Genomic DNA, 19251 nt, shown 5'->3' on the forward strand with positions numbered 1-19251 from the left:
TCTTTTGAATGTTCAAAAGAGAGCTTACTTTTTTAGTTATCAAACACGAGATCTTAAACATTTTCTGTCAATTCGTTTTCATTATCCATTCGCTGCTGTCTTAATTTTAAATTTTTCACTTCTTCTTTTGTCAAAAATTGAACTTTATACCCAACTAGACCCATAATAATGCCGATAATTGGAACTGTATAATTGAGCACCGCATAAGGAGCATAGGCAAATGGATGAACGGCCAAAGTTGCTAGAATAAATACCCCACATGTATTCCATGGAACAAAAGGAGACGTTAAAGTTCCTCCATCTTCGAGCGCACGTGAAAGGTTCTTTGAATGCAATCCTTTATCTTGATAAGCTGTCGCATACATTCTTCCAGGAATTAGAATCGAAATATACTGCTCTGATGCCGTTGCGTTCGTGAAAAAAGCAGAAACGATTGTCGCTGCGATTAAACTACCAGCTGATTTTGCGACCTTCAAAATTTGTGTAACGATTGCTTTTAGCATACCTGTTTGTTCAAGTATCCCGCCAAGAACCATCGCGAAAATGGTTAAGGAGACAGTGAACATCATTGAAGCGATCCCACCGCGGTTAAACAATTCATCAACCATTTCGTTACCAGAAGCAATGGCAAAGCCGTCATGCAGCGTGTTAACTGCATCCCCAACATTGCCTCCTTGTACAAAAATCTGGCACATAAAACCAAGGAATACACCCACGACTAAAGCTGGCAATGCTGGTACTTTTAGTGCGACTAATCCGATAATCGTTGCAGGTACTAATAACAACCAAGGTGAAATCAAAAAGTTACTGTCTAGCGCGGTTAAAATTCCTTGAATATTTTCTTGGTCAATCGCCGATCCAGCAAATTGGCGACCGAGGAAAAAGTAAACGATTAAAGCAATGACTAGTCCAGGAACTGTCGTATACAGCATATGCTTGATATGTTCAAATAAATTTGTATTCGTAATACCAGCTGCAAGATTCGTAGTGTCTGACAGTGGCGACATCTTGTCACCAAAATAAGAACCTGAAATAACAGCTCCGGCTACCATTGCCGCTGGAATTCCCATGCTAAGACCAATTCCCATACCGGCTACACCAATTGTTCCCATTGTCGACCACGAACTACCAATAGCGAGTGCAACAATTCCACAGATCATACAAATGGTCATCAAAAACAATGAAGGCGTAATAATTTGTAAGCCGTAATAAATCATCGTTGCAATAATACCGCCACCAATCCACGAAGCGATTATCATCCCAACAACAATAATAATCAAAATAGCTGGAAGCGCTAAACGAATTCCTTTGTACGCTCCTTCTTCGATTGTTTCCCATTTGTAACCGAGACGCCAAGCAATCAATGCCGCCACAATAGCGCCTATAGCTAGAGGTACATGTGGACTTCCTTCAAAAACAATAATGGTAATTGCCATTACTGAAATCATGACAATCAATGGAATAAGTGCTAATGCAAATGGTATTTTAATCTCTTGTTGCTGTGTTTTCATTGTATGTATCCCCTTACATTTAAAGTATGACTTCATATTACAGCAAAATTTCAAATAATCTATATTTTTTTTGCGTAATTGGTCTATAAAATCATTTATTTTAACAAAAGATTTCGGTAATCCTATATAGACAGCACAAAAACAGTTATTTTTTTGAAAAATAACTGTTTGCTTATAGAAAACATAGTAGAAAATCGCGTTGGTGATTTATTTATATCTATTAATTGAGTGGGTCCCCCCTCCGCTCAATCGATTCTACTGTTGTATTTACATCTCTTTTTTTAAAGCCAAGTAAATTTCCGCTTCAAAAAATTTGCGACGGTGATCAGCTGATTTTCGTTTAGACAATGTACCGTTATCAAAAACACGACCACAGAAATAAAATGGAGCTTCCTCATTGTCTATAATCTGCCATGTGCCATGGAGAGCTTGCTGACTGCCAAAATCCACGAAAAATTTTTGTCCGTTAGGCAACACAGGATACTTACATTCTGCTTTAGCTGATGTATTTCCATTAAATTTATCCACAGTCATCGCTCCTTTATACGAACTAACTTCTTGTTCCTTTATTTCCTAGATACCCACAGCTTATTTACTCAAACTTTTGCCATGTTTTCGCAGGACTTTAAAGTGGTATTTATAAAGAACTGTATCATTTTGCAAAAAAAAATTTGATTTGCAAAATAGACTAATTTATTTGGAGGTCTGTCATGAAATTTCCCGAGTATTGGATTTACCTGTTACTGTCTATTTCGAAGCTGTTTTTGTTTAGCGTGTATGCAGGGACTAATTTCTCTTTCAGTTTCTTTGTTCTTAATCTCGCTTCGATAGTGGTGTTGTCTAGTTGGACTTTGTTACTAAGTAGCAAAAAAAGACGATGGATTTTATTGCTATTGCTGTTTTTACATAGCACTCTTCTCATTTCAGATCTTTGGTACTATCGTTATTTTGATGATTTGCTGTCTGTCGTGCTAATCGCAGACCTTACACAGATGAGTGATGTTGGCGGTGGATTTCTGACTTTAATCGAAATGAAAGATTTTCTCTTTTTTGCTGACTTGCTAATTTTTTCTATTGTTCTTTTTGCTACTCGCAACACACAAGAAAAAGTAACACTGGAGAGAAAGAGTCTAGTAGCAGGTGGTGGCTTTGCGCTTGGACTTGCGTTGTTTGTGATTCCTATCGTGATTAGCTACTCTAACGAAGAACAATGGCTTGTAGATGAACCGATTTCGAATATGCGTGAATATTACCAGCTTGGATTTTGGGGCTATCACGGGTTAGATTTTGCCCAAGGTATTGGCTCTTTTTTTAAAGACACGAATGTAACTGCTGAAGAAGAGTCACAGATTCGCCAATTGCATCCCAACCACTCTTCAACTAATCCCGATTCTGAAAAACCAAATGTGATCGTTGTTCAATTAGAGTCTTTTCAAACATCCGTCATTGAACAGCAAGTGAATGGCCAAGAACTAACCCCTCACTTAAATGCGTTAAAAGAAGAAGCATACTTTTTCCCATCGTTTTATCATCAAACGCATGAAGGTCGGACATCGGATGCTGAATTTATTACATTAACGTCTCTATACCCGTTAAAATCCGGTTCAGTTTATACGCAATACGCCGACCACGAATTTGATGGCTTACCCGAACTGCTTAGAAATGCAGGGTATGACACAGCAGCTATGCATGCGTTTGAAAAAGATTTCTGGAATCGTGATGATTTTTACAAGAATATCGGTTTTAACCATTTCTTCAGCCAAACAGATTTCCCGGACAATCAGGATATCGGCATGGCTTTGAATGATGAAGACTTTTTCACTTCTTCTATCGATTTCGCTGAACAGTTAAAAGAGCCTTATTTTGCTTTTTTAGTCGCATTATCGAGTCATACACCCTATGAAATACCCGAAGAACTAGAGCAATTAGAGTTATCCGGTTACGAAGATCCCCTGTTAAAAGGCTATTACGAAACAATTCATTATGTCGATGGCGCTGTAGGCGTGATGATCGAAGAACTAAAGAAAAGGGACATGTGGGACGATTCACTCATCGTGTTCTACGGTGATCATGATAGTGGATTGACTCAGGCCACTAGTGAAATGGCACAAAAACTCGATGCCAAAACGAAGGTGGAATTATTTGAACTTGATCGACAAGTTCCACTGTTTATTAAAGCACCAAACATGACCCGTGGAGAAACGTTTACTAATAACGGTGGTCAAATTGATATTGCTCCGACTATCCTTGACCTAGTCGGAATTGAGTCGTCTTATATGCTGGGACAGTCGCTATTAAACGATACTAGCAATTTGACGCTGTTCCGTGACGGTGCTTTTCGTTATGAAAAATTTTATTTTGAGCCTGATTTGACTGTAGCTGCTGGAAGCGGCACTTGTTATGAAACCGATTCGGGCGAAAAAGTTGAAGTTGAGCAGTGTAGCGAGCAGATTGACTCTGTCACTGAAAAGCTACGGTTATCTGATTTGATTATCCAAAAAAATGCGTTACAAAAAATAGAAGAGAGCAAAAGTGACAAAAAATAGACTGCGTATCAACTAACGGTGATTTCTCATAGAAAACGAAGAGACCAAAATTTCTTTTATTGAATTTTCACTATATGATGGAATTAGATAAACTCGAACTGCTCGTTTACAGAAAAGGATGATGGCTATGAGAATATTACGAAACACCCTATTACTGTCTGTTCTTTTAGTGGCATTAAGTGGATGCACAGGTACTTCACAACAAGATGGAGCAAATGCTGAACAACTGAACGATGGCAATCCAGCGCCTAGTTTTAACTTAGTGGATTTGGAAGGAAATCAGCAAAACCTTGCCGATTACGCCGGTCAAAAGGTATACGTAAAATTTTGGGCATCTTGGTGTTCTATTTGTCTTTCCGGTATGGAGGAATTGAATACATTAGCGGGTGAAGACACCGATTTTAAAGTGCTAACAATCGTATCGCCAGACTCTAATGCTGAGAAAAGCAGCGAATCATTCGCTAAATGGTTTAAAGGATTTCCTGATGCCGAGAATATTACTGTGCTATTAGATGAAGGTGGTACTTTCTTTGACGAATATGGCGTCATTGGTTATCCAACTTCTGTTTATATCGGATCAGATGGCACACTCGTTAAAAGTCAGACTGGTCATTTCAGCAATGAAGAAATTAAAGCAAGCTTTGAATCAATCCAATAAGCAGTAGTACTGCAATCAAAAAATGAAACAAGCTGCCAACGATTTTTTCGTTGGCAGCTTGTTTTTACAACAAATAAAACCCGATTCCCATGATGAGATAAGCCGCGAGTAGCGTTAAGCCTTCAAACCAGTTCGATTCTCCATCATTCATGACGTTGATTGCCAGAAAGACTGCAGTAATCATTGCGACTAGTTCTGAAACGGTAAAAACCAATGGCATTTGTTGCGGCATGAAAAGAGAAATAAGCACTAAAACAGGTGCTACAAACATGGCAATCTGGAGCGTGGAGCCGATGGCAATTTCTACCGCCACGTCCATTTTGTTCTTCATGGCCATGATGAGCGCAGAAGCGTGCTCAGCCGCATTCCCAACAATTGCGACGATGATCACACCAATAAACAATTCAGACCAGCCAAACTGCTTTCCTACTTCTTCAAATGTATGAACCAAGTTTTCTGAAACGTAAGCAACGATTAACGTGGCAACGAGCAGAATAATCAGTGCCTTCTTTTTCGACCACTCTGGTTCTTCGTGTTCGGAATCTTGTGCTACGTCTGCATGGTTATAAACACCGCGATGTGTAACGAGCTTGAAGAATAATCCTGCCAAGTACAAAACAATCATGATAACGGAAATACCGACACTCAATTGAATGGTCTCGGTTTCGTTCATTGTCATCGAAAAAATTTCTGGAATGACAAACGCTACAACAACTGCAAAAATTAGTAAACCTGAGTTGTGTGTAGCGTCATGAACGTTGAACATTTGTCGCTTAAATTTGATGCCTCCTAGGAAAAAGGACAATCCGCCGACCAACAGTAAATTTCCGAGCACCGAGCCGGTTAAGGAAGCTAATACGACGCCGATCAAACCTGCCTGCAAGGCGAAAATAGAAATGATCAATTCTACGGCGTTTCCAAATGTTGCATTCAGCAAACCACCGATACGTGGACCGCTGACGATTGCTAGGCTTTCTGTTGCTCTTCCCATAAAACTTGATAATGCCACAACACTTATTGAGCAGATAAAAAACATGGCGATGCTTGGCCAGTTCTGGAAAGATCCAAGTACCGTTAAGGGTACTCCTACCGCCACCAAAACTCCGAATATCCGATTCATAACGTCCCTTCTCTCCTTTTTAATAATATTGGATACCCATTCCCCTAAATTTCCTAACACAAAAACGACATCCTTCTGTTATAAATAGGAGGTCGTTTCTGATTACTTTTTCTACTTTATTTATTAAAGAAAGGCAATTTTGTTCGCACGGTTCTATATAGCGGCCCTAATAGTTTGCGTAGTGCATAAACTGGCGGTACCGGACTTCTGCTATGCCATTGAATCCATTCAAGTGCAACCAAACTCAATATCAACCAAATCAATCCCGCAATGTAGCCACCCAGAACATCACTTGGGAAATGTGCACCGAGATAGATTCGACTGCTGCCAATCATAATAATGAGCATACCCAAAATGGCGACAAACAACCACCGAATCCAAGACCGTTGTCGTGTTCGGATGACCAAATATATGACAAAGCCGTAAAAAATTAACGACCCCATCGAATGACCACTTGGAAAACTGTAGCCGATCGCATCAATACCCGGATTAATACTCGGACGTTCCCGGACATATAGATTTTTTAATACGGTCGTTAATAGTGAGCCACCCCCCACTGCAATAACAAAAAACAACATGCCCCACTTGTCTTTCATTTTAACTCCAAGTACGACCAGTACGACGAGTGACAACACCGTTAAAAACCATACTGAACCCATTTCGGTAAAGATGAACATTACCTGATCCCACGTTTTGCTTGCTCCTGCTTCCATTCCATTAATAATAAAGTTATCAAACTGGGCAACTTCTTTTTCCACGACTTCTTCAGCTAATTCTGCAAATAATACAATAAACAGCACAGCTAGACCCAGTCCACCGATCAACAGCAAAAAAGCCAAGCCTGCTAGTTTTTCATTTTTCTCCATCTAATCGCTCCCGCCTATCGCTAATAGTGTACTTCTACCCTTTTTGAGTAGAACATATGTAACAGCAAAAAGTTCTTTAATCCTATCATTTGTTCCGTGAGCTATGGCGTGGTATTTTTATCGTACGACAAATAACATGACTCAGGAGCTGATTGTTTGAAACAGTTAACCGGAAAGACAGCCATTGTTACAGGAGCCAACAGCGGTATCGGATTAGAAGCTTCAAAAGTCTTTTCCGGTCTTGGCGCACAAATTATTATGGCCGTGCGGGACCTTGAAAAAGGCAAGGCGGCTCGTGAATTGATTCTTGATGTAGATAAAGACGCGCTCGTTACCGTCATGAAACTTGATCTAGCAGATCTTGCAAGCGTTCATGCATTCGTAGAAAGCTTCAAAAACAAGCACGATTCACTTGATTTGTTAATCAACAACGCTGGCGTTATGACACCCCCCTATTCAAAAACCAAAGACGGTTTTGAATTGCAGTTCGGCAGCAATCATCTCGGACATTTTGCATTAACCGGCCTTTTGATGCCGTTACTGAAAAATACGCCAGATTCACGTGTCGTGTCTCTCAGCAGTTTGGCTCATAAAGGGGCGAAAATCGATTTTGATAACCTTGATGGTGCCAAAGGTTATAAAGCGATGAAATTTTATGGCCAAAGCAAACTAGCGAATTTGCTGTTTGCTCAGGAATTAGACAAGCGCTTTAAAGCGTACGATTTGCAAACCGTCAGTATTGCTTGTCATCCAGGAATTTCCGCCACCAATCTTTTTAAATTTGGCAAGCGGGACGCACCGAAACTGATGAAGTCGCTCATGCATAACTTCTTGCAGCCGCCTGCTATGGGTGCTTTACCGACCATTTATGCAGCTACCGATTCACGACTGACAGGCGGCGAATATATTGGTCCAGATGGCAAAGGTCAACGTAAAGGCTATCCAACGCTAGACACGCCTCACGCATCAGCTGGTGACCAGGCAGTTGCTCAAAAACTCTGGGACGTGTCAGAAAAGCTGACCGGCGTCCAATTTGATTTCAGCAAAGTCTGATGACACTAGAAGCCACTTTCATTTTAATAATGAAAGTGGCTTTATTCATTACTTCCCGGCTGTTATCCCGGCTGGTTGGTTAGGTGGTTAAGATAGTCCTCGATTACTACACGGTGACTACCGACCATCCTGTCCGGCAAATCGGCTGGAGCAAAAAACTTAAAGCTTAGTGATTCTTTTTGATCAACAATCAATTCGCCATGAAATTTATTTGAATAATAACCCGTCGTGACCACATAAAATTCATCGCCATTTTTAGCCACTACAAAATGTTTCGGTCCGGAGTAGACATTGATCAATTTCAACTCGGCAATCGTCAAACCAGTCTCCTCCATAACTTCTCGTTTCGCTGTATCTTCTGTGGATTCGCCGAGTTCCATCAGTCCACCCGGAAGCCCCCACAAACCTTCTGGGAATTTCCTTTCTTCTAGCAGCAAACGCCCTTCTTCATCAACAATTACGACGACCGAACCAACAAGAATTAACGGTCTATGCCCCACAACCGCTCGCAATTCTTCTACATACCCCATCTACCTAACCTCATTTCTTCAGTATACGAATCGAAACTTCCATAGATCTCTCTCCATTCTACCGCTCAGCTCAAGGAATAAATAACAAAAACCACATACTTTTTTATTAGCAAAGATTCCAAATCGTTCATAAAACGGCTAAAATAATAAAGAGCAACTCCAGTCTTAGAAACAAAGGAAGTGTTACTTTGCTCACAGGGAAAACAGCTATCATCACAGGTGGCAATAGCGGTATCGGCTTTGAAACGGCAAAAGCTCTGCTAGCACTAGAGGCAGAGGTTATTCTGGCTGTCCGCAATACGAAAAAAGGAGCTCAAGCGCGCGCTACTTTATTGGCGCTTTATCCTTCTGCTCAAATCGATGTCATGAAGTTGGATTTGGCTAACCTTGAAACGATTCGGAAGTTTGCTGAACAATTCAGCAAAGCCTTCGATAAACTTGATCTGTTAATTAACAATGCAGGAATTATGGCACCCCCTCTTTCAAAAACGACAGACGGCTTTGAACTGCAGTTTGGCAGCAATCATCTTGGCCACTTTGCTTTAACGGGTCTGCTTTTGCCTTTACTAACAAACACTTCTGGTTCACGTGTCGTGACTGTTAGCAGCCGGGCACATAGCCGTGGCACAATCGACTTTGATAATCTCGAAGGAACCAAAGGTTATCAGGCAAAAAAATTCTATAACCAAAGCAAGTTAGCTAATTTATATTTTGCGTTAGAGTTAGATAAGCGCTTTAAAGAACATGGCTGTCAGACAATTAGCGTAGCTTGTCATCCAGGTGTTTCTGCCACCAACATTTTAAAGCTTGGCAGTCAAGAAATTCCAGCTGCTGTTAAACGTGTTGCTAACCTTTTTCTTCAACCACCTAGTATGGGAGCATTGTCGGCAATTTATGCTGCGACCGAACCCAGTCTTATGGGTGGGGAATACATTGGTCCAGTTGCCCAGTTTCAACGAAGAGGCTATCCTGCGCTAGGAACCCCTCACACCAATGCAACTGATCCTGAAATTTCTTGCAAGCTTTGGGACGTGTCGGAAAAACTGACGACTGTTGTGTATCCCTTTAAACGACTAGATTAAAAGCTGACAGTACGTATGGCCGATTTTTTGCACTTTTTTTTGGGTGAGACATATTGTTTGTTATCCAGGGAATACTTAAAGAGAGTTTGTGATTTTTATTCTCTATCCCCACTTTTACCATAATGGAGGAATTTATAGCATGAGCAAAAAAAATATAGTTGTCGGCGGTATTGAATTGCAATGGGATTTGGAAACAGGAGAAACACTTTTTGAAGGTGGAGATGTTGTTTTCTTTTGGATTTCTGCCATGGAAACTTTTTTTGATACGATCAAAGACATTTCAGGTATTGAAGCAACACAACTCGTATTAGAAACAACTGGATTTCGTCAAGGCGTTATTGTCGGTGAAGGATTTAAAAACTTAAAGCAAATCGATACGTCCAACATTGTCGAGTGGATTTCCAATACTTATGCCCCTGCTGGTTGGGGAAGAGTTGAAATCATCAAAATGGACACTGAACACAATACCTTTACATTACATATCCAAAATGATTGGGAATATAAAATGAACTTACTAAAAAACAAAGGCACAGAAGGTATATTCGTCCCTTCTCATTATGCAGGTGTATTGACAGGTCTGTTTGGTATTAACTTCTGGTATAAAACCATTCAGTATCAAAACGATAGCACCCCTTATAGCATCGTCGAATATTTCCCTTCTGAAGTAACCGTCCAGCAAAATATTCGTGAGCTGTCTCGGAAACAAGAAGCCGATCAAATTCAAAAACTTGAAGCACTCGTAGATGAGCATACAAAATCGCTGCAAAATTTAGTCCGAGAGCTTTCTTCTCCGATTATTCCTGTACTTGAAGGCATTATTGTCGTACCGATGATTGGCAGTTACGATGAACAACGGACAGAAGATTTAATCGTTAAAACTTTAAGTGAACTTCCAAAACACAAAGCCCAATACCTATTAGTTGATTTGACTGGTTTAAATCAGCATATTACAGAACATACAGCTTCCTTAATCGATAAACTTGGGGCTTCTGCAAGACTTTTAGGAACGGAAGTCATTTTAGTCGGCATTTCTCCTGAACTGGCAATCATTATTGCTCAGTCACAAAATAGCTTGAAAACCTTCGAATCCCTACAAAGCCTTCAGCACGGCATTTATTATGCGTTAGGCCGCAGCGGTCGAAAAATCGTTTGACATGTTTAGTTACAAAAAAAACAGCGCGACCCGGATAAATTCCAGGGCGTGCTGTTTTTTTGCGAAGCGCACACCAAATTTCCCGCTTACATTTGGGTTACTCCTCGACTCGGAACCAGCCAGGTGCATTCGTTACCATATTCCACAGATTTTCAGGAATATCTAGCTGCTGTTTTCTAGTCAAATGGATTGCTTGGTAAATTTCCTCATCTCGACTTTCTTGAACTTTCGCGAGCCAGTCCGGATCCATAATTAATGCATGACCGAGAGACACGAGCGGAGTAACTTGTAATGCCTCTTTTACATGATCTAAGGTCTGCAAGCCACCTACTCCAATAACAGGTACACGACTCCCAATATGCTGTTGAATGATTTCCACACGCGAGCGGCTATCCTCTTCGCGAATCGAACCACCAAAAAATCGTCCGACTGATACATGAATATAGTCGATGCCCTGATCAGCAATAGCGGTTAAGAAAGTCAATGTATCGTCCATTGTAATACCAGGCTCCTCTTTTTCTTCTGGGCTAACACGATAACCGACCACAAATGGTTGACTGGCATGCTTGTTAACTGCTTGCTGGATCGATTTGATTACTGCCAGCGGAAAGTTCATACGTGAATCGACGTCGCCTCCCCATTTATCCGTACGTCTATTAGAATGCGGCGAGAAAAATTGCTGAATCAAATACGTATTAGCCCCGTGAATCTCCACCCCATCAAATCCTGCTTCAATTGCACGTCTTGTCGCTTCACCGAATGCCTCGATTGTTTTCTCAATTTCTTCAGAACTCATTTCTCGCGGTATAACGGCATTTGAACGTAGTGCTGCTACGGCACTTGCTGAAACTGGCTGATTGCCTTTTAATAAGTCTTCATTTGACATACGTCCTGCGTGATAAATCTGCAAAATGGCTTTGGCTCCGCCTTCTCGAATAGCTGTAGCCAGTCGTCTGAGGCTCTCGATACGGTCATCGCTGTCTGCCCCGAATGGACCTGGAAAGCCTACACCGAGTGGTTCGACATGTGCGCAGGCAGTAATAACTGCACCTAGTCCACTTTCAGCACGGCGTTTATAATAAGTCAGTTCTTCTTCTGTGACGTCACCACTGGGATCCGAAGATGAGGTAGTCATCGGTGCCATCAAGATTCGATTCTTAACGGTTAGTCCAGATGTAAAAGTAAATGGTTCGAATAGATATTGAGTTGTTATCGTCATCTAAATCCCTCCTTATCTAGTTCTTTACCCATCTGAAGACGCTTGCAAGCCTAGTTTCTCTTGCTCCATCCACTAAATAAGGAAGCGGTGATTTGCTTCACACCTGTATAAATTTATCTTTTTGTTGAAATGCTAAAACCGGCTAGTAGACTGCAAGTCTACTAGCCGGTTGATAGCGTTCTCGCTCTATTTAACAATGCTGTAATAAACTCGAGAAGTTAAGCGATAAATAATCCAGTAGCTAGCTGCAAAAGCAAACACTACTCCAATAAATGAGAGCAACCATGTAATCTCGTTTGTCACACCGAAAATCAGTAAAAGCTTTCGGACGATTGGATAGGCAAAACTAACATGGATTGTGGCAATAACAATCGGCAACAAGAACATCCAGACAATTTGCGCCCGTGTAGATTCTTCAATCAGTTCTTTATCTAGCCCAACTTTCTGCATAATCTGGAATTTCTCTCGATCATCAAAACCTTCAGATATTTGCTTAAAGTAGGTAATTAACACCGTACCCATCGTAAATAGCAGTCCCAAGAATACTCCGAGGAACAAGAAGCCCCCGTTCAAGCTGTACCATTCCTCGCGTTGAAGTAACCGAGATTCGTAAAGACTATTCTCGCCTGCATTCCACCCGTATTGGTTTTCTAGTTGTTTAGCTAGCACTTCTTTTTTCTCTTCAGTGCCAGAGGTGTTCCAACCAATGTGCGCATCTATTGTCAAATAGTTACTTTCTGGAAATTGTTCTTTAAGTTTTTTTGAGATTTCCAATAAATGCGAGACTTCTGGTACAACCAGTGCCAGTGATTCAGTTAACTCCATATTTCCATCGAATTCATTTTCTACTTGGGTGAGTTGATACGTTTCTGCTCCAATTGTGAGGCTTTCTTTTTTATCAGTAGTTGTCGAGTGGTAGTACAATGCTTCGCCATCTTCAAGTGTGATTGATTTCCCAGTCATTTCATTAAAATCTTCTAGCGGTAAAACCATAAGCAAGATTGATTTTTCCGGTTCTGCCAGATTTCCATCGAATACAAATTCGTTCTCTTGAAGACGACCGAATAAAGACAGCTGTCGATAACTTTTGTTTTCTGTGATTTCTAAACCATTCGCTTCTACGGTCTTCCACAAATCATCTTGAAACTCAAAAAAACGCTTGTTCATTTTTTCCAAATTTTCTACTTCACCAAACAAAGTCACATTGTTTTCAAAAGGATATCGGTTTTCCAAAGTTTCTTCTGAACCAATAAAAATTGTAACTGTTGTTGAAACCGCGATAATGACCATCGATGCCAAAATACAGATGTTTGCGAGTCCCACTGCATTTTGCTTCATACGGTAAAGCATCCCGGAGATGGAAATAAAAGCGCCAGGTTGGTAATAGATTCGTTTGTTTTTCTTTAAAGCTTTTAAGATAAAAATCGAACCCGAAATAAACAGTAGATAAGTACCCACAATAACAAGCAGCACCGCTAAGAAAAAATTTGAAATAGCGGCGAGCGGATCTGGAATTGTCACAGAGATGCTATAGCCCCATCCAAGAAAAACAAGTGACAAGACAAACAGAATCATTGATCCTTTTGGTTCTTTCTCTCCTTCTTGTTTGCCTTTCAGCAATTTGATTGGATTAGCAAATGTAAACTGACTAACGTTGTAGAGAAACATAATACCGAATATTCCACTAAATAATGCGATTGTTGCCAACATCGTTACACCTGAGGTTGAATAAGTAATATCTATTGGTAGTCTTAACAAGTAGTTCAATAGCATAAAAAACAGTCGTCCGAATATAAATCCGCTCAACAGTCCTGCCGCAATGCTCAACAAGCTAGTAAAGACCGTTTCGAAAAACAAAATTTTTGCAACATGCTTTTTTTCCAATCCTAAAATACCGTAAAGGCCGATTTCCTTTTTCCTTCTCTTGATCAGAAAACTATTCGTGTAGAGAATGAAAATAACCGAAAAAATTCCGATCACTACAGTACCGTACAGAAACAGTGTAGCCAATGAACTCGAACGTTCCTGTACGAATTTATTGGTCAACAAAGAAGCCATTAAGTAAAACATCATGATGATAATGGTCGAAGACAACAAATATGGAATGTACAATTGTTTGTTGGACTTGATATTGCGCAACGCTAATGACGAAAAAAAACGATTATTCATTCGGCTCACCTCGACTAGCCAAGACCTTCAATGATTTTGTAATACGATCCATAAATTGTTCATCAGGAGCATCGCCACGATAAATTTCATGATAAACCGAACCATCTCGAATAAATAAGATACGATTTGAAAAACTCGCCGCGCGGGCACTATGCGTTACCATAAGAATGGTTTGACCACTTTCATTGATGGCTTTGAGAATTTCCATCAAGTTTTGGGAAGCTTTGGAATCGAGTGCCCCTGTTGGTTCATCTGCCAAAATTATTTTCGGCTGTGTGATCAATGCGCGGGCTATCGCAACTCGCTGCTTTTGACCACCTGATACTTCGTAAGGAAATTTATCGATATGTGCTTCAATTCCGAGATTCCGCACAATCGGCATAAGCCGTGCTTCCATTTCAACGATAGGTGTTTTCGATAACACCAGTGGCAATAAAATATTATCTCGAATAGAAAAGTTATCTAATAGATTAAAATCCTGAAAAACAAAACCAAGTGTATTTCTTCGAAAAGCGGAAATTTCTTTATCTTTGATTTTCGATAATGGATGACCATCCAAGTAAACTTCCCCTGAAGTGGCATCGTCTAACGTAGAGATAATGTTCAAAAGCGTCGTTTTGCCCGAACCCGATTCTCCCATGATGGAAACAAATTCGCCTTCCTTTATTGAAAAATTGACGGTTGTCAACGCTTCTGTTTGCTGGTTTGAAAATCGTGCTGTATATACTTTCTTTAAATTCTTGATTTCTAATAAAGTCATTACTAACCCCTCCTTGCTTTTAATCATACGACAGGATAGAGCAAGTTGCCTGTACCTATTCTTACAAATAGAAAAGCAATCTTACGGTTTCGTAAGATTGCTCAGATTGTAGAAAAAGTCTAACCAAAAGGAATAACGGTATATAAACCTACCCGTTCTGCTCACTTCACCTTCCATGGACTTAAAATCTATAAACACCTCATCTACTGTACACCAGCAATCACTCAAGGAATCCGAGCGTCATCCGGCGAAGTGACTCCTGTGATGTCCAGTCGCAGGAGTTGCGTAACCCCTTTGCATTGAATACCTTTCGAACTAGTAATATTTATTTATCAGCTACTGTTAGTCAAAAACCTGCAAATCCGCACGCGACATGTCGATGGCGACACAGGTTCCTTTACCAGGTTGCGAGTCAATTGAAAATTGGTGACCAAGACGCTTACAGATTTTCTTACTAAGAAACAAGCCTAGTCCTGTCGACTTTTCTTGAAGGCGTCCATTCATGCCCGAATAGCCTTTGTTGAAAATCTTTGGCAAATCCTCAGAACCGATTCCAATACCCGTGTCCTTAATGATCACTGTCTCTGCATTTACTGGGTCTAGGTAAATAGAAATTGTTCCTTCCAGCGTGTATTTTAAGCTATTCGACAAGATTTGCTCCAATAAGTTCTGTAGCCATTTGCCATCCGATAATACTCGTATGCCAAGCGGTTTGTAATCGAGCTTAATACCTTTGTAGATGAACAAAATAGAATATTTTTTGATTGCTTTTTTGATAATGTCATCCAAATCGACCATTGCTAAATCCATATCAGCTCCAGGTTCTTCAAGCTTGATGTAATTGAGTACCATATGTGTATAATCCTCGAGGCGCACCAACTCTTGCGAAATCTGTTTAGCTTCTTTGGCACGAGAGCTTTGTGTCAAGAGACTGATAGCAGAGATGGGCGTCTTAATTTGATGAAGCCATAGTGTAAAGTAATCCAGTTGATCGGTTTGTCGCTCGGCATGCAAATTTTCTGATTCTCGCAGCTGTTCGAGTAAAGCAGCCATCTTTTCGATGTACAATTGATCTACAGAGTCGGTATGTTGCTGGAGTTCCTCCAGGCTTGAGGCATTCAACAACTCAAGCCTACTGATGAGCTTATATCGTTTAACATACCGAAAATAGGAGATAACCAAATAAATTAGCAGCAGAAATCCTGCTAACTCAAGGCTATAGAAAAATAAAGTTATCGGTTGTCTTCCTAAAATGTACACTACTCCAAAAATCACTGCCATTGCTACAAAAAGAAACAATTGATGACGAACAGATAGCAAGAAGCTTTTAAAAAGGATCCCCCTAGATACTTTAAGCATGTAATGTCTCCTTATTCAATGCATAACCCACATTCTTTTTAGTCAAAATAAAATCAGATAGCCCTACTTTTACTAGTTTTTTTCGTAGCCTCGCGATGTTGACGGCTAGTGTATTGTCGTCGATGAACGATTCATCTTCCCACAGATTAACCATGATTTCCTCTCTGGTGACGTAATTACCTTTCTGAAGAAACAAGAGTTCCATAATTTTCAGTTCTGTACGTGTTAAGTTGACTTCTTGACCTTTCGCAAACAGCTTCGATTCTCCAGATTTTAACAAGACTTGATTGAAACTTAAAAAATGATCCGATTCTTTAAAGTCATAAGTTCTTCTTAGAAGTGCCTGGGTTTTAGCGACTGCTACCGTCAAATCAAAAGGCTTAGAGATGAAATCGTCGGCGCCCATTTGAATGGCCATCACAATGTCCATATTTTCGTTTCGCGACGAAATAAAAATGATCGGCACTTGTGAAAATTTACGAATCTCCTGACACCAGTAATAACCATTAAAAGAAGGAAGCTGGATATCTAATAACACTAGTTGAGGAGTCTTATCTTTGAATTCTTTGAGTACTTGGTTAAAATCATCTATTAAAAATGCTTGGTAATTCCACTTCTCAAGTTCTTTTTTTAAAATGTTAGCAATCGTTAAATCATCTTCCACAATCATGATTTTGAACATTCTCTCATTCCATTCTTGTTCACTAATAACTTCTATTCGATCTATTTTTTACAATAGCTCATTTCAGTTTAGCGAAGTTCCTTATAGCCCACCATCAAAAATCACCTCTCCTTATAAAAGTACTCTCACAATGACAGCTGGTTTATTCAACTCGATCTATTGGTTCGTGTTCATGTTTTCGTGATAGCCTTGTTTGAAAAAACGATACCATTCGTCAATTTCAGCTTGCGGTGCCGCATTCAGCGCCTCAAGCACTTGTTTTCCAAACTCCAGAAATGCCGAACCGTTGGCAGTGATGATTTGTCCACTCCGAACGGCCTGCTGATGGAGATAGCCTGCCTCATTGCTGTAGTTCTCTCCAGCTGCCTCCTTCAAATCTTCTAGGTGATTGCTAGTATGTCGAATGTTGTTCAGGATTCCATTGTTCCCCAAAAATACAGTTGCGTCACAAATCGCACCAAGAACGACTCGTTTTTCGAGAGCTTTATCGACTAACTTCATGACCTGTTTGCTGTCTTTCTTTCTCCAAGAGTTTCCACCGATTAACATCAGTCCCACAAAATCCTTTGGTGCATCAGTCAATCCGTAATCCGGCAACACCGTAAAGCCCCCAATTGATTGAATCGGATTTGTCGTCAACGACACCGTCTTGACATTAAACCGTTGTCCTTTACCTTCTGGCTCTTCATTCAGCGCAGCTGCTAATGAACCCGCTTCCCAATCCGCATAGTCATCTAACAACACAAATAAAACGGTGTTATTGCTCATATAATCTTCTCCCTTTCGTTCGAATATTCACTTTCTCATTTACCGAATTATAGCACACGTAAATCACTCGAACAGCGGAGACATGTTCCTCTGTTCGAGAGGGTATAATGAAAGTAAATCCTACTTAAAGAAGGAGAATCGATAATGAATAAAAAAGAACTTACACATACCGGATGGCAACTGGATAATAGCTATTCACGTTTGCCTGAAATTTTTTTTAGCAGGTTTTCTGTTAATCCAGTGCCGGCACCTAAACTCGTGATGTTCAATGAACAATTAGCGGCAACACTGGGATTAGATTCTGAGGAATTAACAAGTGAAGACGGCATTGCCATTCTTGCAGGAAATGCCGTTCCAAAAGGCACGATCCCCCTTGCTCAAGCTTATGCTGGACATCAATTTGGTCATTTTACGATGCTTGGCGATGGCCGTGCTTTATTAATTGGCGAACAACTAACGCCTACTGGCAAACGCTTAGACATTCAGTTAAAAGGTTCTGGTAGAACGCCTTATTCAAGAGGTGGTGATGGTCGTGCTGCACTTAAACCTATGCTACGCGAATACCTCATCAGTGAAGCGATGCACGGGCTCGGCATTCCAACAACACGTAGCCTAGCTGTCGTCGAAACTGGCGAAACCGTTCGTCGTGAAACTATACTTCCCGGTGCAATTATGACGCGCATCGCCGATAGCCATCTGCGCGTTGGCACGTTTCAATACGCAGCCAGGTTCGGATCGACAGAAGATGTGAAGGCGTTAGCTGACTATGCATTAGAACGCCATTTCCCTCATATACAAGATGTTCCAAATCGGTATTTGGCATTGTTTCAAGAAGTGATCAAACGCCAGGCCGCGTTACTTGCCAAATGGCAAGTAGCCGGTTTTATTCACGGCGTAATGAACACCGACAACATGGCAATTAGTGGTGAAACAATCGACTACGGTCCTTGTGCATTTATGAATAGCTATGATCCGAAAACTGTTTTCAGTTCGATTGACGCTCAAGGTCGCTATGCTTACGGCAACCAACCGATGATTGCTGGTTGGAATTTGGCTCGCTTTGGTGAAAGTTTACTGCCTTTGCTGCACGACATACCGGGAGAGGCCGTCGAAATGGCACAGAGACAACTCTCTAACTACATCGAACTGTTCGAAAGTCACTGGCTTAACGGCATGCGCCGAAAACTTGGGCTCTTCAATGAAGAAGCAACTGATAAGATCTTAGTCGAAGAATTGCTCAATCTAATGCATGCCAACGTTGCAGATTATACCAATACCTTTCGCGCATTAACTTTCGATAAACTGCAAGGCAACAATTTTTTCACAACACCCGAATTCTCGGAATGGCATCGCTCATGGCAGACACGTCTCCACCGGCAAGAGGAATCCATAGAAGCCATTCAGCAATTGATGCGCGACAGTAATCCGGCTGTCATCGCGCGCAATCACCGAGTGGAGGAAGCTTTGGAAGCAGCTGAAGCACGAGGAGATTACCGTGTTCTCCACCAACTTCTGGCAGTATTGGCTAATCCGTATGCTCACTCACCCGAACAAGAAATCTATGCGCAGCCGCCGGGTCCTACGAGTGGACTTTACCAGACTTTTTGTGGAACTTGATAGCTAAGGGAAGTTTGCAACCGTTTATACAGGGAAACCCTTACGTATAGATCGATTAGTAAAAAATTTCTTTTTGTAGTTTCTTGTATATATTGTTACAATATTCAGTGAAAGAGTTTCTTTATAGTAAATTTTTTACGCATACTGATCGACTTTCT

At 40.7% G+C, this 19251-nt stretch carries 17 protein-coding genes; 6 read left to right on the top strand and 11 right to left on the bottom strand.

From position 1 onward, the window contains the following. Nucleotides 1-53: 53 nt before the first annotated feature. Both nhaC and AUO94_RS04635 read right to left on the bottom strand, forming a co-directional pair. Complete coding sequence (gene nhaC / locus AUO94_RS04630; protein ID WP_058386121.1) at nt 54-1511, bottom strand: Na+/H+ antiporter NhaC; 1458 nt, start codon at nt 1509-1511, stop codon at nt 54-56. 267 nt (nt 1512-1778) lie between these two features. Beyond that, nucleotides 1779-2045: a hypothetical protein gene (locus AUO94_RS04635; RefSeq protein WP_058386122.1), complete on the bottom strand. Its 267-nt coding sequence runs from the start codon at nt 2043-2045 to the stop codon at nt 1779-1781. Between the two features lie 176 nt (nt 2046-2221). Here AUO94_RS04635 and AUO94_RS04640 point away from each other — a divergent pair, with 176 nt between their 5' ends. Further along, the gene (locus AUO94_RS04640; protein WP_058386123.1) at nt 2222-4057 is read left to right on the top strand and encodes an LTA synthase family protein; all 1836 of its coding nucleotides are present in this window, start codon (nt 2222-2224) and stop codon (nt 4055-4057) included. A 127-nt stretch (nt 4058-4184) separates the two neighbouring features. Next, nucleotides 4185-4715 (top strand): TlpA family protein disulfide reductase, encoded by a 531-nt coding sequence (locus AUO94_RS04645; protein ID WP_058386124.1) that lies wholly within the window; start codon nt 4185-4187, stop codon nt 4713-4715. A 64-nt stretch (nt 4716-4779) separates the two neighbouring features. On the opposite strand, the gene cax is transcribed toward AUO94_RS04645, so the two are convergent. After that, on the bottom strand, nt 4780-5862 hold the full coding sequence (cax, locus tag AUO94_RS04650) for a calcium/proton exchanger (RefSeq protein ID WP_427694812.1): 1083 nt from the start codon (nt 5860-5862) through the stop codon (nt 4780-4782). 89 nt (nt 5863-5951) lie between these two features. Next, the gene (locus AUO94_RS04655) at nt 5952-6701 is read right to left on the bottom strand and encodes a phosphatase PAP2 family protein (RefSeq protein WP_058386126.1); all 750 of its coding nucleotides are present in this window, start codon (nt 6699-6701) and stop codon (nt 5952-5954) included. 156 nt (nt 6702-6857) lie between these two features. On the opposite strand from AUO94_RS04655, the gene AUO94_RS04660 reads away from it, so the two are divergent. Next, on the top strand, nt 6858-7754 hold the full coding sequence (locus tag AUO94_RS04660) for an oxidoreductase (RefSeq protein ID WP_058386127.1): 897 nt from the start codon (nt 6858-6860) through the stop codon (nt 7752-7754). A gap of 62 nt (nt 7755-7816) precedes the next feature. Here the strand turns inward: AUO94_RS04660 and AUO94_RS04665 are convergent, their stop codons facing one another. Then, complete coding sequence (locus AUO94_RS04665) at nt 7817-8284, bottom strand: NUDIX hydrolase (protein ID WP_058386128.1); 468 nt, start codon at nt 8282-8284, stop codon at nt 7817-7819. Between the two features lie 188 nt (nt 8285-8472). Here AUO94_RS04665 and AUO94_RS04670 point away from each other — a divergent pair, with 188 nt between their 5' ends. After that, the gene (locus AUO94_RS04670) at nt 8473-9366 is read left to right on the top strand and encodes an oxidoreductase (protein WP_058386129.1); all 894 of its coding nucleotides are present in this window, start codon (nt 8473-8475) and stop codon (nt 9364-9366) included. Between the two features lie 139 nt (nt 9367-9505). Next, the gene (locus AUO94_RS04675) at nt 9506-10519 is read left to right on the top strand and encodes an STAS domain-containing protein (RefSeq protein WP_058386130.1); all 1014 of its coding nucleotides are present in this window, start codon (nt 9506-9508) and stop codon (nt 10517-10519) included. Between the two features lie 97 nt (nt 10520-10616). On the opposite strand, the gene AUO94_RS04680 is transcribed toward AUO94_RS04675, so the two are convergent. The 6 genes from AUO94_RS04680 to AUO94_RS04705 form a co-directional block, all read right to left on the bottom strand. Beyond that, the gene (locus AUO94_RS04680; protein WP_058386131.1) at nt 10617-11738 is read right to left on the bottom strand and encodes an NADH-dependent flavin oxidoreductase; all 1122 of its coding nucleotides are present in this window, start codon (nt 11736-11738) and stop codon (nt 10617-10619) included. 186 nt (nt 11739-11924) lie between these two features. Next, the gene (locus AUO94_RS04685; RefSeq protein ID WP_058386132.1) at nt 11925-13907 is read right to left on the bottom strand and encodes an FtsX-like permease family protein; all 1983 of its coding nucleotides are present in this window, start codon (nt 13905-13907) and stop codon (nt 11925-11927) included. After that, nucleotides 13900-14667, bottom strand: a complete 768-nt coding sequence (locus AUO94_RS04690; RefSeq protein WP_058386133.1) for an ABC transporter ATP-binding protein — start codon at nt 14665-14667, stop codon at nt 13900-13902. The genes AUO94_RS04685 and AUO94_RS04690 overlap by 8 nt, the downstream gene beginning before the upstream one ends. Nucleotides 14668-15009: 342 nt before the next feature. Next, entirely contained in the window at nt 15010-16026 is a 1017-nt protein-coding gene (locus AUO94_RS04695; RefSeq protein ID WP_179946128.1) for a sensor histidine kinase, read from the bottom strand. Continuing rightward, nucleotides 16019-16708: a response regulator transcription factor gene (locus tag AUO94_RS04700; RefSeq protein ID WP_058386134.1), complete on the bottom strand. Its 690-nt coding sequence runs from the start codon at nt 16706-16708 to the stop codon at nt 16019-16021. The genes AUO94_RS04695 and AUO94_RS04700 overlap by 8 nt, the downstream gene beginning before the upstream one ends. Nucleotides 16709-16864: 156 nt before the next feature. Next, nucleotides 16865-17476 carry a DJ-1/PfpI family protein gene (locus AUO94_RS04705; RefSeq protein ID WP_058386135.1) on the bottom strand — a complete coding sequence of 204 codons (612 nt, stop codon included), beginning with the start codon at nt 17474-17476 and terminating at the stop codon, nt 16865-16867. Nucleotides 17477-17620: 144 nt separating this feature from the next. Between AUO94_RS04705 and AUO94_RS04710 the strand changes: the two genes are divergently transcribed. Next, the gene (locus AUO94_RS04710; RefSeq protein WP_058386136.1) at nt 17621-19093 is read left to right on the top strand and encodes a protein adenylyltransferase SelO; all 1473 of its coding nucleotides are present in this window, start codon (nt 17621-17623) and stop codon (nt 19091-19093) included. Nucleotides 19094-19251 lie beyond the last annotated feature (158 nt).

The organism is Planococcus kocurii, from assembly GCF_001465835.2.
GTDB lineage: Bacteria > Bacillota > Bacilli > Bacillales_A > Planococcaceae > Planococcus > Planococcus kocurii.

Excerpts from the sequence above, each read along its gene's own strand:
- AUO94_RS04680 (WP_058386131.1), bottom strand. The coding sequence starts at position 11,738 with ATGACGATAACAACTCAATATCTATTCGAACCATTTACTTTTACATCT.
- AUO94_RS04645 (WP_058386124.1), top strand. The coding sequence starts at position 4,185 with ATGAGAATATTACGAAACACCCTATTACTGTCTGTTCTTTTAGTGGCA.
- AUO94_RS04710 (WP_058386136.1), top strand. The coding sequence starts at position 17,621 with ATGAATAAAAAAGAACTTACACATACCGGATGGCAACTGGATAATAGC.
- AUO94_RS04640 (WP_058386123.1), top strand. The coding sequence starts at position 2,222 with ATGAAATTTCCCGAGTATTGGATTTACCTGTTACTGTCTATTTCGAAG.
- AUO94_RS04705 (WP_058386135.1), bottom strand. The coding sequence starts at position 17,476 with ATGAGCAATAACACCGTTTTATTTGTGTTGTTAGATGACTATGCGGAT.
- AUO94_RS04685 (WP_058386132.1), bottom strand. The coding sequence starts at position 13,907 with ATGAATAATCGTTTTTTTTCGTCATTAGCGTTGCGCAATATCAAGTCC.
- AUO94_RS04700 (WP_058386134.1), bottom strand. The coding sequence starts at position 16,708 with ATGTTCAAAATCATGATTGTGGAAGATGATTTAACGATTGCTAACATT.
- nhaC (WP_058386121.1), bottom strand. The coding sequence starts at position 1,511 with ATGAAAACACAGCAACAAGAGATTAAAATACCATTTGCATTAGCACTT.
- AUO94_RS04695 (WP_179946128.1), bottom strand. The coding sequence starts at position 16,026 with ATGCTTAAAGTATCTAGGGGGATCCTTTTTAAAAGCTTCTTGCTATCT.
- AUO94_RS04635 (WP_058386122.1), bottom strand. The coding sequence starts at position 2,045 with ATGACTGTGGATAAATTTAATGGAAATACATCAGCTAAAGCAGAATGT.
- AUO94_RS04665 (WP_058386128.1), bottom strand. The coding sequence starts at position 8,284 with ATGGGGTATGTAGAAGAATTGCGAGCGGTTGTGGGGCATAGACCGTTA.
- AUO94_RS04675 (WP_058386130.1), top strand. The coding sequence starts at position 9,506 with ATGAGCAAAAAAAATATAGTTGTCGGCGGTATTGAATTGCAATGGGAT.
- AUO94_RS04655 (WP_058386126.1), bottom strand. The coding sequence starts at position 6,701 with ATGGAGAAAAATGAAAAACTAGCAGGCTTGGCTTTTTTGCTGTTGATC.
- AUO94_RS04690 (WP_058386133.1), bottom strand. The coding sequence starts at position 14,667 with ATGACTTTATTAGAAATCAAGAATTTAAAGAAAGTATATACAGCACGA.